The sequence below is a fragment of the Corynebacterium afermentans subsp. afermentans genome (assembly GCF_030408355.1).
In the GTDB taxonomy this organism is placed as follows: Bacteria; Actinomycetota; Actinomycetes; order Mycobacteriales; family Mycobacteriaceae; genus Corynebacterium; species Corynebacterium afermentans.
The window spans coordinates 2,214,063-2,226,145 of sequence record NZ_CP046606.1 but is presented as its reverse complement, the minus strand read 5'-3'; the positions used below and the strand labels follow the sequence as shown (position 1 = coordinate 2,226,145).

9 protein-coding genes are annotated in these 12,083 nt (G+C 66.2%); 1 reads left to right on the top strand and 8 read right to left on the bottom strand.

From position 1 onward, the window contains the following. From hutI to CAFEA_RS10535, 7 genes are all read right to left on the bottom strand, one after another. Window positions 1-1,194: an imidazolonepropionase gene (hutI, locus tag CAFEA_RS10565; RefSeq protein ID WP_063937165.1), complete on the bottom strand. Its 1,194-nt coding sequence runs from the start codon at window positions 1,192-1,194 to the stop codon at window positions 1-3. A gap of 92 nt (window positions 1,195-1,286) precedes the next feature. Continuing rightward, entirely contained in the window at window positions 1,287-2,978 is a 1,692-nt protein-coding gene (hutU, locus tag CAFEA_RS10560; RefSeq protein WP_076590049.1) for a urocanate hydratase, read from the bottom strand. A gap of 218 nt (window positions 2,979-3,196) precedes the next feature. Further along, window positions 3,197-4,594 carry a YjiH family protein gene (locus tag CAFEA_RS10555; protein ID WP_253704914.1) on the bottom strand — a complete coding sequence of 466 codons (1,398 nt, stop codon included), beginning with the start codon at window positions 4,592-4,594 and terminating at the stop codon, window positions 3,197-3,199. A 21-nt stretch (window positions 4,595-4,615) separates the two neighbouring features. Next, entirely contained in the window at window positions 4,616-5,746 is a 1,131-nt protein-coding gene (locus tag CAFEA_RS10550) for a CaiB/BaiF CoA transferase family protein (protein WP_063937166.1), read from the bottom strand. A gap of 21 nt (window positions 5,747-5,767) precedes the next feature. After that, a complete protein-coding gene (locus CAFEA_RS10545) occupies window positions 5,768-6,934 on the bottom strand; it encodes an acyl-CoA dehydrogenase family protein (protein ID WP_063937167.1) in 1,167 nt (388 codons plus the stop codon). Window positions 6,935-7,222: 288 nt separating this feature from the next. Then, window positions 7,223-8,764: a histidine ammonia-lyase gene (gene hutH, locus CAFEA_RS10540; protein WP_063937168.1), complete on the bottom strand. Its 1,542-nt coding sequence runs from the start codon at window positions 8,762-8,764 to the stop codon at window positions 7,223-7,225. Window positions 8,765-8,797: 33 nt separating this feature from the next. Beyond that, window positions 8,798-9,532 (bottom strand): IclR family transcriptional regulator, encoded by a 735-nt coding sequence (locus CAFEA_RS10535; protein ID WP_063937169.1) that lies wholly within the window; start codon window positions 9,530-9,532, stop codon window positions 8,798-8,800. A gap of 37 nt (window positions 9,533-9,569) precedes the next feature. Between CAFEA_RS10535 and hutG the strand changes: the two genes are divergently transcribed. Then, window positions 9,570-10,535 (top strand): formimidoylglutamase, encoded by a 966-nt coding sequence (gene hutG / locus CAFEA_RS10530; protein ID WP_063937170.1) that lies wholly within the window; start codon window positions 9,570-9,572, stop codon window positions 10,533-10,535. Here hutG and CAFEA_RS10525 read toward each other — a convergent pair. Then, window positions 10,532-12,031 carry a YjiH family protein gene (locus CAFEA_RS10525; protein WP_082855633.1) on the bottom strand — a complete coding sequence of 500 codons (1,500 nt, stop codon included), beginning with the start codon at window positions 12,029-12,031 and terminating at the stop codon, window positions 10,532-10,534. The two genes, hutG and CAFEA_RS10525, sit on opposite strands and share 4 nt — an antisense overlap. Window positions 12,032-12,083 lie beyond the last annotated feature (52 nt).

Below are 12,083 nucleotides of genomic sequence, written 5' to 3'. Positions count from 1 at the left end.
CTAGCCGTAGACCTTTTGGCCTGCGACCCAGGTCTGCCAGGTGATCGGCATGCCCGGGCGGTACGCCAGGTTGATGGCGTTCTCGGCGTCGAGGATGTGCAGGTCGGCGGCCGCGCCGGGCACGAGGGTGCCCTTCGCCGGTCGGCCTTGGGGGTCCTTGCCGTCGCCGACGTTGTGGCGTCGCAATGCCTTCGCGCCGCCGGTGGTGGCAGCCTCGATGGCCTCGTCGAGGGTGAGGCGCTGCTGCAGCACCGCGGTGGTGACGCAGAAGTTCATCGAGGAGGTGTACGAGGTGCCCGGGTTCAGGTTGGAGGCGATGGCGACGGTTGCGCCGGCGTCGATGAGCTTGCGGCCCGGGGCGAGCTCCTCGCGGGTGGACAGGTCGCAGGCGGGCAGCAGCGTCGCGACGGTCTCCGACTCGGCCAGCAGCTTGATGTCTTCGTCGGACAGGTAGTTCACGTGGTCGACGCTGGCGGCACCCGTCTCCACGGCGAGCTTCACGCCGGGGCCTTCGCCGAGCTGGTTGCCGTGCACGCGAACGCCCAGGCCAGCGGCCTTGCCGGCCTCGAGGACGCGGCGGGACTGCTCCTCGTTGAACGCGCCGCGCTCGCAGAACACGTCGATCCACTGCACGTGGTCCTTTACCGCGTCGAGCATCGGGCCGACGACCTCGTCGAGGTACTCGTCGGCGTCCGCCCCCGGCGGCACGAGGTGGGCGCCGAGGAAGGTGACTTCGTCGACGTGGCGGGCTGCCACGCGCGCGGCCTCGGCCTCGGATTCGACGTTGAGGCCGTAGCCGGTCTTGGTTTCAAAGGTGGTGGTGCCCAGCGCCTGCGCCGCGGCGATGCGCTCCGCCACCAGTTTGTCCAGGCGCTCCTCGCCCGCGGAGCGGGTGGCTTCCATGGTCACGGCGATGCCGCCGGCGGCGTAGCCTTCGCCGGCCATGCGCGCCTCGAACTCCTCGGCGCGGTTGCCGTCGAAGACCATGTGCGTGTGGGAATCCACCCAGCCAGGGAGCACAGCTCGCTTCTCGACGTCTACAGTTTCCGCCGCCTTCGCCGCCTCAGCTGGCGCCTCGTTGGCGGGGCCGACCCAGGTGACCACGCCGTCGTCGATAAGCATTGCGGCGTCTTTGATGGTGCCGAGCTCTGAGACGGTGCGCAGCTCGGAAATACCGGTGATGAAGGTGCTCATGAGTGTGCCTTTCTTCGAGGGTTTGCAGGGCCCAGGGTAATGAAAAGCGCTGACGCGCCCACGAGGGGAAACGTCAGCGCATGAGTAAGGGGCTAGTCGCGTGCCTTGAACTCCATCGGGATGCGCACGCCGCGCTCCTTGGCCACCTCGTCGGCGCGGGTGTAGCCGGCGTCGACGTGGCGGATGACACCCATGCCCGGGTCGTTGGTGAGCACGGCCTTGAGCTTCGCCTCCGCGAGCTCAGTGCCGTCAGCCACCGTGACCTGGCCGGTGTGGATGGAGCGGCCCATGCCCACGCCGCCGCCGTGGTGGATGGACACCCAGGTCGCACCGCCGGAAACGGCGGTCATGGCGTTGAGCAGCGGCCAGTCCGCGACAGCGTCGGTGCCGTCGAGCATGGACTCGGTCTCGCGGTACGGTGACGCCACGGAACCGGAGTCCAGGTGGTCGCGGCCAATGACAATCGGGGCCTTGACCTTGCCCTCCTTGACCAGGTTGTTGAAGATCACGCCGGCCTTCGCGCGCTCCCCGTAGCCCAGCCAGCAGATGCGCGCCGGCAGGCCCTCGAATTCGACGTACTCCTCAGCGGCGTCCAGCCAGCGGTGCAGGTGCTCGTTGTCCGGGAAAGCCTCCTTGATGGCCTGGTCGGTGACCTTGATGTCCTCCGGGTCGCCGGACAGCGCAACCCAGCGGAACGGGCCGAGACCCTCGCAGAACAGCGGGCGGATGTAGGCCGGGACGAAGCCCGGGAACTCGAAGGCGCGGGTGTAGCCGGCCTTGCGGGCCTCGTCGCGGATGGAGTTGCCGTAGTCGAAGACCTCGGCGCCCTCGTCCTGGAACTCCACCATCGCCTGGACCTGGGCGGCCATCGCCTCGCGGGCCTTCTTGGTGAAGGTGGTCGGATCCGCGTCGGCCTCGTTGTGCCAGCTCTCGAACGGGATCTCGGTGGGCAGGTAGGACAGCGGGTCGTGCGCGGACGTCTGGTCGGTGACGATGTCCACGGTGAACTCGCCTTCGCGTTGGCGGCGCAGCATCTCCGGGAACACCTCTGCGGCGTTGCCCACCAAGCCCACGGACAGGGCGCGCTTCTCGTCCTTGGCCTCGGTGACCAGCTTGATTGCTTCGTCGAGGTCGGTGGTGACCTCGTCGAGGTAGCGCTTGCCCTGGCGGCGCTTCAGACGGCCCTCGTCCACGTCCACGATCAGGCAGGCGCCGCCGTTGAGAGTGACGGACAGCGGCTGTGCACCGCCCATGCCGCCGCAGCCGCCGGTCAGGGTCAGGGTGCCGGCCAGGGTGCCGTCGAAACGCTTCTTCGCCACAGCCGCGAAGGTCTCGTAGGTGCCCTGCAGGATGCCCTGGGTGGCGATGTAGATCCAGGAACCGGCCGTCATCTGGCCGTACATCATTAGGCCCTCGTCCTCGAGCTCGCGGAAATGCTCCCAGTTCGCCCAGTCGCCCACCAGGTTCGAGTTGGCGATGAGCACGCGCGGCGCCCACTCGTTGGTCTTCCACACACCGACCGGCTTACCGGACTGCACCAGCAGGGTCTCGTCGGACTCGAGGTCCTTCAGCGTATCGACGATCGCGTCGAACGCTTCCCAGCTACGAGCAGCGCGACCGGTGCCGCCGTAGACGACCAGGTCGTCCGGGCGCTCCGCAACCTCCGGGTCGAGGTTGTTCTGCAGCATGCGCAGCGGCGCCTCGGTCTGCCACGACTTCGCCGAGATCTCAGTGCCACGCGGGGAGCGGACCTCGCGTGCGCCTTCGGACCAGTTCTTCGCCATGGGAATTCCTTTCTGTTGTTGCCCAATCGAGGTATCGGATAAACAGTAACGCTCGTCACAGGATGCGCGGAGGGTGGCGTAGGGCCATTTGTCTCGTATGCGAGACTTTTTGAGGGAGGGGCCCGTGCTCGCGCACAAACCCTGAGCAAGCGATCCAGAGCATGCCCGGAATTGGGGCATGCTCTGGATCGCTTGCTCAGGGTCTGAAGCACCAGGCGCTAGAAGATCAGGTACGCGATCGGCACCGTCAGGATGATCGACAGCACTACGCGCTGGAACCAGATGATCACCATGTGGTTGATCTTCAGCGGGATGTCCGTGGCGAGCACCGCCGGGATCATCGAGGAGAAGAAGAACACCTGGCTGATGGAGACCACTCCGACGGTGAAGCGCAGCACTTCCGACTCGTTGCCGGATACCAGTGTTGCCGGCAGGAACAGCTCGGACAGGCCGATGGCGAATGCCTCAGAGGCCAGCCACGGGTCGGGCAGCTGGAACAGTAGGGCGAGCGGGTAGAACACCGCGCCGAGGATCTTGAAGGCCGGGGTGTAGAACGCCAGCGCCAGGCCGATGATGCCCACGGCCATGATGCCGGGGATGACCTGGATGGTCATGATCACGCCATCTTTGAAGTTGCGCCACAGCGTTTTCGGCAGCGAGTCGGCCTGCGCGAGAAACGCCATCGCTTCCTTCCACGCGGCGGCGAACACGTTGCCTTCCACCTGCTCCTCGGGTTGCGGGGTGACGCCGGGGTAGTAGTCGTCCGGGATGGTGGAAAGCGGTGGGATGCGCACCACGACGATGGTGACCAGGAAGCAGACGATCAACGTCACGGCGAAGTACACGCCCCAGATGTGCATTAGGTCCAGGGTGCGGGCGACAACAACCATGAACGTTGCCGAGGCGGTGGAGAACCCGGCCGCGATGATGGACGCTTCGCGGGCGGTGTAGCCGCCGGTGCGGTAGACGCGGTTAGTAATCAAAAGGCCCAGCGAGTACGAGCCCAGAAACGACGCCACTGCGTCCACCGCGGATTTGCCCGGCGTGTGGTAGACGGGCCGCATGAAGCGCTGCACCAGCACGCCGATGAACTCCATCAGGCCGAAGCCGACCAGTAGGCCGAGGAAGATCGCGCCCACCGGGATAAGCAGGCCGACGGGGATGACCAGCTTGTTCAGGATGAAGGGGCCGAGGCGTTCGTCGAAAAGAAATGCCGGACCGAAGCCGAACACCAGCATCGCGCACAGCAGCACGGCCAACGCGGAGAGGAAGGCGAACACCGCGCGCGCCCGATCCTCGCGCCACTTGCCGGTGGCAAACTGGTAGACGGCGCCGGCGGTGATCATCACCAGTGTGATGTACGGCAGCGCGGCGCTGAGCCCTTCTTGCAGCCAGCCCACGATGTGGTCCAGCAAAATCGTGTTCTTCTCGCCCACTGTGAAAGGCACGAAGAATGCGAACGAGCCGATGGCGCTGTAGACGAAGAAGCGCCACTTCTGCTTCGGGTCGGTGCGGTCTGCCTCGTGCGGCTCGGGCATTGAGGGCACAGGGGCGATGCTTTCGCCTTTGATCCAACGGGTGCTTCCGCCGCGGCGGGTGTTGAGGGGGTCCTCCATGGTGCTGCTCCTTCGCGGAACTTAGCGCGGGTCTTCGCTCAGCCAAGACTCGATGCGGTCGTTGTGTTGCCCCAGCTCCGGCGCCGGCTTTGGCCCTTCCATGCCGGCCAGCTTGAGCGGGGACGCGAGGGTGCGGAACCCATCCGTTTCTTCCACCACCACGCCGCGTTCTTCCGCGAACGGGCTGCGCAGCGTCTCGTCCAGGTGGTAGACGCGGGCGGTGGGCACGCCGTGCTCTTCAAACAGCGCGATCGTCTCGGCGCGGGTTTTGGTGCTCAGCGCTTCTTCGATGAGTTCGCGCAGCGCGACGCGGTTCTCGGAGCGGGCCACCGGTTCGGCAAAGCGGTGGTCGGTGGCCATCTCCGGGATGTCCAGCGCGTTTGCCAGGCGCTCGAACAGCCGGTTCGTGGTGATCGCGATGACCACGTCGCCGTCCTTGGTCGCATACGTGGAAAACGGCGCGGAGAGGCCGTGGTCGTTGCCGATGCGGGTGGGCGGGACGTCGTCGTAAAGCGCGCGCATGCCCACGGACTCCATGACGGAGATAAGCGAGTCGTACATAGCCAGATCCAGATGCTGGCCGCGGCCGGTGGATTCGCGGTGGTAGAGCGCGGAGACGGTGCCGATGGCGGCGTAGAGGCCTGGGATCAGGTCGCCCAGGGAGATGCCGACGCGCGTCGGCTTGCCGTTGGGCCAGCCGGTGATGGACATGAGGCCGCTCATCGCCTGGGCGACCAGGTCGTACGCCGGTTCCTTGGACAAAGATCCGGTCTGACCGAAGCCGGAGATGCTCGTGACGACGAGCCGAGGGTTGACCTCCAACAGTCCCTCCGGGCCCAAACCGAGCTTCTCCAACACGCCCGGGCGGAAATTCTCCACGACCACGTCGGCGCGGCGGACCAGGTCACGCAGCACCTCCTTGTCGTCGTCGTTTTTGAAGTCCAGCGTGATGCCCATCTTCGAGCGGTTGAACAGGCGGTAGTAGGCGGACGTGCCGTCCACGAACGGGCCGAACTGGCGCGAATCATCGCCCCAGGGCGATTCCACCTTGATCACCTCGGCGCCGAGATCCGCCAGGATCATGGAGCAGAACGGGCCCGCGAGCACTCGGGATAGATCGAGGACGCGGATGCCGGAAAGTGGTGCATTCATGGTGTTTCCTCCTAACCCGAACTACACGAACGCCGACTCGCCCGTGATGGAGCGGCCGACGATGAGCTGGTTGATGTCGTAGGTGCCCTCGTAGGAGTAGATCGCCTCCGCGTCGTTGAAGATCTTGGCCATGCGGTAGTCCGAGATCAGACCGTTGCCGCCCAGGATCTCGCGGCCGAGCGCGACCGTTTCACGCATGAGTTTCGAGGTGAACCCCTTGGCCAGCGCGGACTGCTCGTTGTTGGCGGAGCCGCGGTCCTCCATGCGGGCGAGCTGCGCCATCATGGATTCGGAGGCGACCAGGTTGCCCTGCATCGTGGCCAGCTTGTTCTGGTTGAGCTGGAATGAGGAGATCTTCTTGCCAAACTGGATGCGCTCGTCCGCGTAGCCGAGCGCGACGTCAAGGGCGCCCATCTGCGTGCCGACGGCCTGCCAGCCCACCGTGGATCGTGCGCTCTTGAACACCTTGTTGATGTCTTTGAACGAGTTCGCGCCCTCGAGCTTGTCGCTGTCTGGGACGAAGACGTTGTCCAGGGTGATGTCGGCGTTTTGCACCGCGCGGATGGCGATGCGGTTTTCCATCAGCGTGGCGGTGTAGCCCTCCGCGGAAGTGTCCACGATGAAGCCCTTGACCTGATCGTCCTCCGGGTCGCGGGCGTAGACGGCGACGTAGTCGGAGAAGGTGGCGTTGCCGATCCAGCGCTTTGCGCCGTTGAGGATCCAGCCGCCGTCGACCTTGGTGGCGGTGGTGCGCATGCCCTGTGCGACGTCGGAACCGGCCTCCGGCTCGGTGATTGCCAGCACGCCGGTTTTGCGCACCGCGTACAGGTCCGGCAGCCAGCGCTCCTTCTGCTCCTCGGAGCCAAGCAGCTCGATGCTGCCGGTGAACAGGCCGTCCTGGCCGGAGAAGAACGTGCCCACGGAGCCGTCCGCGCGGTGGATCTCCGCCGCAACCAGGCCGGCTAGCAGACGGGAGCGGCCCTGGCCGCGCACGAGACTGATGATGTTCAGCTCGCCTATCGACGGCAGCAGCTCGTGCGGGAACTCCGATCGGTTCCAGTAGTCCACGGCGATGGGCAACACTTTCTCCGTCGCCCACTCGCGGACGTTGTGGAGGATCTCCTTTTCCTCCGCGGGCAGCTCGGACTCAAAATCGTAGAAATCGCCGTTCGGGTACCGTCCAGCCATGATGAGACTCCAATCACAATCGACGCGAAACTATGGTGTGCGCGACAGTGTATGGAGGTTTTTGGAGGTCACATCTGGCTTCCGGCGGGAGTTGTCTTGGATACAAGACTCGCGCACAGGGTGGAGGCAGCCAAAGTTGCACGGCACCTTTTGCTCCTCTGGGCAAAGCAGCAAACCCTGGGAGCCACACCCAGGGAACGGCAAAAATCGGCACGTTGCCAGGCTTTTGATCCCAGGGTTTGTGGGAAAAGGGGGGGGGGCAGGGCTGAAAGCCGGGACCAAAACCTCCTACCGCAGCTGGCCCACCGCGGCTTCGACGGCCTCGACGTAGTCGCCGCCCTTGACTAGCTGCACGGAGTGCTCGATTTCGGGGGAGAGGTAACGGTCGGTGCCGGGGCCGTCGACACGCTTGCGCAGCACGGACACTGCCGCGCCAGTGCCGGCGGAGGACTCGCCGTCGCGCATGTCCAGCGCGCGGGCGGCGGTGAGGATCTCCACGGCGAGCACGCGCTGCAGGCCGTCGATGCTGCGGCGCAGCTTGCGCCCGGCGGACCAGCCCAAAGAGACGTGGTCTTCTTGCATCGCCGAGGACGGGATCGAGTCGGCGGAGGCGGGCACGGCGTTGCGCTTGAGCTCGCCGACGATGCCGGCTTGCGCGTACTGCGCGATCATGTGGCCGGAGTCCACACCCGGGTCGCCGGCGAGGAAGGCGTTGAGGCCGCGGTTGCGGGCGGGGTCGAGGAAGCGGTCGGTGCGCCGTTCGCTAATCGACGCCAAGTCCGCCACCACAATCGCCAAAAAGTCCAACACGTAAGCCACAGGCGCGCCGTGGAAGTTGCCGTTGGAGGCCACGCGGCCGTCCTTGGCCACCACGGGGTTGTCGTTGGCGGCGGCGAGCTCGCGGTTCGCAACGGTGGTGACGTGGGCCAGCGTGTCGCGGAAACCGCCGGCGACCTGTGGGGTGCAGCGGATGGAGTAGGCGTCTTGGACCTCGTTGGTCTTGAAGCCGTCCAGGGCTGCGTCGAGGATCGGCGAGCCGGCGGCGACGGTGCGGATGTTGTAGGCGGAATCCGCCTGGCCAGGGTGGGGGCGCAGCTCCTGCAAGTCCTCGTCGAAGACGGACAGGGTGCCTGTCAGGCCCTCGACGCTCATGGCGGTGGCGATGTCGGAGACCTTGGCGGCCTCGCGCAGATCCGCGATGGCCAGGCACAGCATGCCGAGCATGCCGTCGGTGCCGTTGATCAGCGCCAGGCCCTCCTTTTCACGCAGCACCAGCGGCTCGATGCCGGCAGCCGAAAGCGCCTCAGCCGCCGGGACGATCTTGCCGCCGCGCACGCGGACTTCGCCCTCGCCGAGCAGCGCCAGCGCGCAGTGCGCCAACGGCGCCAGGTCGCCGGAGCAGCCGAGTGAGCCGTACTCGCGCACCACCGGGGTGATGCCGGCGTTGAGCGCGGCGGCGTAGGTTTCTGCGACCACGGGGCGCACGCCGGTGCGGCCGGTGCACAGCGTGGACAGGCGCAGCAGCATCAGCGCGCGGATGACCTCTTCTTCCACCTCAGGACCGGTACCCGCAGCGTGGGAGCGGACCAAGGAGACTTGCAGCTGGGCGCGCATGTCCTCCGGGATGTGTTTGGTAGCCAGTGCGCCGAAACCGGTGGAGACGCCGTAGACCGGGGTGGGATCCGCGGCGAGCTCTTCGACGCGCTTGCGGGTCGCGGCGATCTCATCAAGGGCCGTCGGGTCGATGGCGACCTCGGCTCCGTGGCGGGCGACGGCCACAACGTCCTCGATGGACAGGGCCCCAATTCCAACTGAAACTGTGTGCGTCATGGACGTGATAGTAGCCTAAAAAAGTGTGTCCGATCACACGTTTCCGAAGAACTGTGCCCGCAGCCCCTCGGCGGCGGTGTGCAGCGCGCTGACCAGCTGTTGCGTGTCCGCGCTGCCCACGGCGAAGGTCACCGCGAGCGCCGCCGCTGGGCGCGAAAGGTGGTCCAGCACCGCCACCGCCACGGACTCCTGGCCGCGCGAGATGGCTTCGTGCTCGGTGGCGAACCCTTGGCGTCGATAAGCAGAAAGCTCCTCTTTGACCTCGCTGTAGCGGCGGCGCTCGCCCGAGGAGTTGTACGCGGCGCGCAGCTCCGCCTCCGGCAGCTGCGCAAGCATGATGCGCCCCGAGGCGGTCTTCAACGACGGCAAACGCACGCCCACCTCCGTGACCAGCGACACCGCACCGGGGGCGCGCACCTCGTGCAAGTACACAATCTCCGGACCAGCGAGGCGCGTCAAGTGCGCCGAACCGCCCGCGAGCTCGGCGATCCGCGCCAGCGGCTTCGTGGCCAGCCGCACCAGCGGCTGCTGCGTGGTGTACGCCTGCGCCATGCGGTACGACGCCAGCCCCAGCCCGTACGTGCCGGGCTTGCGCAGGTGCACCACAAACCCGGAATCCTCCAGCTCCCGCAGCAGGTGATAGGTGGTGGAACGCGGCAGGTCCAGCTCGCGCTGGATGCGGGTGGCGGAAATCGGCGCGTCCGTGGTGGACAACAGCGCCAGGATGCGCAACACATTGTGCGCGGCGGGAACCTGCGGCTTAGTCATCGCACTTAGTATGCCCGCGGCGCTACCCTCGGAGGGCATGAACACCGTAACTGCACCGCTTTTCACCCCCGCTTCCAACTGGTCCGGCCGCAACGACGGCCCCGGCCCCGAGCACGCCCGCTGGCACAGTGTCATCGACACGACCGCCCAGCCCACTGAGGGTGCGACGCACCTGATCGGCTACGCCTCCGACGAAGGCGTCGAGCGCAACGGCGGCCGCCAGGGCGCGGCGAAGGGCCCGGAGGCGTTTCGCGCCGCGCTCGGCTCACTCGCGGTCCACGAGAGCACATCGCTTCTCGACGCCGGCACCGTGACCACCCAAAACACCGACCTCGAAGGCTCCCAGCGCGAGCTGTCCGACCGGGTGCGCGACCTCGTGGCGGCGCAGGGCGCAGACGGGATGACGGTCGTGCTCGGCGGCGGGCACGAAACCTCGTTTGCCACCCACCGCGGCGCCTACGAGGCGATCGGGCCGATGCAGGTGATCAACTTCGACGCTCACTTCGACCTGCGTACCGAAACCCGCCCCACCTCCGGCACCCCGTTCAAGCAGATCGCCGGCCTGGTGGGCGAGGACTTCGACTACAGCGTCTTCGGTATCTCCAAGCCCAACAACACCAAGGTGCTCTTCGACACCGCCGACGAACTCGGCGTGACCACCGTCCTAGACACCGAGCTTGCGGCAATGACCGTGCGTGAGGCCGCCGAGCGTGCCCTCGCGGCGGTGGAAGGCGACCGGCCCATCCACCTGTCCATCGACCTAGATGTGCTGCCGGCGGCGGTCGCGCCGGGCGTTTCCGCCCCGGCCGGCTTCGGCGTGGAGTACGCGACGCTGCGCGCGATGGTCGAGGCCGTGGCGTCCACCGGGCGCGTTGCGCTTCTCGACGTCGTCGAGCTTAACCCCGACTTCGACGTGGACAACCGCACCGCCAAGGCTGCCGCGCGGCTGATTGACGATGCGGTTGTCGGGGCGAAGCTGCGCGGACAAGCAGCTGCTTTTTAGAAGATCAGGTGCGCCACCGGCACAGTGATCAGCACGGTGAGCACCACGCGGATGAACCAGATCTGCACCATCTTCCAGATGCTCAGCGGGATGTCGGTGGCCAGCACCGCCGGCACCATCGCCGAGAAGAAGAAGATCTGGCTCACGCACACCACAGCCATGGTGAACTTCAGCACCATGTCGTCCGAACCTGCGGACAGTGTGGCCGGCAGGAACATCTCCGCCAGGCCCGACGCCAGCGCGCCCGAGGTCGCCCACGGGTCCGGCAGGCGCAGCAGCCACACCACCGGGAAGAACGCCACGCCGAGAATCTTGAACACTGGCGTGTAGGTGGCCAGCACCAGGCCGATTGTGCCCACGGCCATGATGCCCGGGGTGACCTGCACGGCCATGATCAACCCGTCGCGGAAGTTCGCCCACAGCACCTTGCCCAAAGACTCGGCGCGGTTGAGCTCTATCTTCGCCTCGCGCCACGCCGCCTTAAAACGGTTGCCCTCGATCTCTTTCTCCGGGTGCGGGGTGGCGCCCGGGTAGTAGTCCTCTGGAATCCGGGTGATGGGAGGGATGCGCACCACGATCGCGGTGACGATGAAGGTGATGATGAACGTGATGAAGAAGTACGCCGTCCAGTGCTCCATCATGTCCAGCGTCTTGGCCACGATGACCATGAACGTCGCGGACACGGTGGAAAATCCCGACGCCACAATCGACGCCTCGCGGCCGTTGTAGCTGCCGTTTTTGTACATGCGGTCCGTAATCAGCAGGCCCAGCGAGTAGGAGCCCAAAAACGACGCCACCGCATCCACCGCGGACTTGCCCGGGGTACGGAACACCGGCCGCATGATCGGCTGCACCATCACGCCGATGAACTCCATCAGGCCGAAGCCGACCAGCAGACCGAGGAAGATCGCGCCGACCGGGATGAGCAGGCCAACCGAGATGACCAGCTTGTCCAAGATGAACGGGCCGATATCCGGGTTGAACAGCCACGCCGGGCCGAAGCCGAAGGTGAGCATCGCGCACAACACGATCGCCAGCACCGACAGCGCGGCGAACGCCATGCGCGGGTAATCCTCTTTCCAGCGCCCGGAGACGAACTGGTAGACCGTGCCCGCGATGATGGCGAACAACGCCAGGTAGCGGGTGTTCTCGCCGAGCGTGGTGGTGATCCAGCTGACAATGTGGTCCAGCAGGATCGTGGATTTGGAATCGCCGATGGTAAACGGCACGAAAAACGCGAAGATGCCGATGGCGCTGTAGAGGAAGAAGCGCCACACCGCCTTCGGCTTCGGGTCCGCCTCAGGTGCGGTGCTTCGCTGACCGGGCTGCTCCGTGCGCGTGAAGCTTTCAGTGTTGTCCGTGGGGTCCTCGATGCCTTCAAAGCTGGGGTTGTCCAGCTCCGGGATGAGCGCCTCCGCACCCGCAGGCAAGTTCTTCACCGGCCATGCGGGGGAAAACCTGCGCCGGGAGTGCACCGGCTTCGCAGTCTCGTTCATTGTGTCCTTCCATCTGTGGCGTTCAGCACCGCAAAACCCTGCGGATATCGCG

Excerpts from the sequence above, each read along its gene's own strand:
- hutH (WP_063937168.1), bottom strand. The coding sequence starts at position 8,764 with ATGACGCACACAGTTTCAGTTGGAATTGGGGCCCTGTCCATCGAGGAC.
- hutU (WP_076590049.1), bottom strand. The coding sequence starts at position 2,978 with ATGGCGAAGAACTGGTCCGAAGGCGCACGCGAGGTCCGCTCCCCGCGT.
- CAFEA_RS10525 (WP_082855633.1), bottom strand. The coding sequence starts at position 12,031 with ATGAACGAGACTGCGAAGCCGGTGCACTCCCGGCGCAGGTTTTCCCCC.
- CAFEA_RS10555 (WP_253704914.1), bottom strand. The coding sequence starts at position 4,594 with ATGGAGGACCCCCTCAACACCCGCCGCGGCGGAAGCACCCGTTGGATC.
- hutI (WP_063937165.1), bottom strand. The coding sequence starts at position 1,194 with ATGAGCACCTTCATCACCGGTATTTCCGAGCTGCGCACCGTCTCAGAG.
- hutG (WP_063937170.1), top strand. The coding sequence starts at position 9,570 with ATGAACACCGTAACTGCACCGCTTTTCACCCCCGCTTCCAACTGGTCC.
- CAFEA_RS10545 (WP_063937167.1), bottom strand. The coding sequence starts at position 6,934 with ATGGCTGGACGGTACCCGAACGGCGATTTCTACGATTTTGAGTCCGAG.
- CAFEA_RS10550 (WP_063937166.1), bottom strand. The coding sequence starts at position 5,746 with ATGAATGCACCACTTTCCGGCATCCGCGTCCTCGATCTATCCCGAGTG.
- CAFEA_RS10535 (WP_063937169.1), bottom strand. The coding sequence starts at position 9,532 with ATGACTAAGCCGCAGGTTCCCGCCGCGCACAATGTGTTGCGCATCCTG.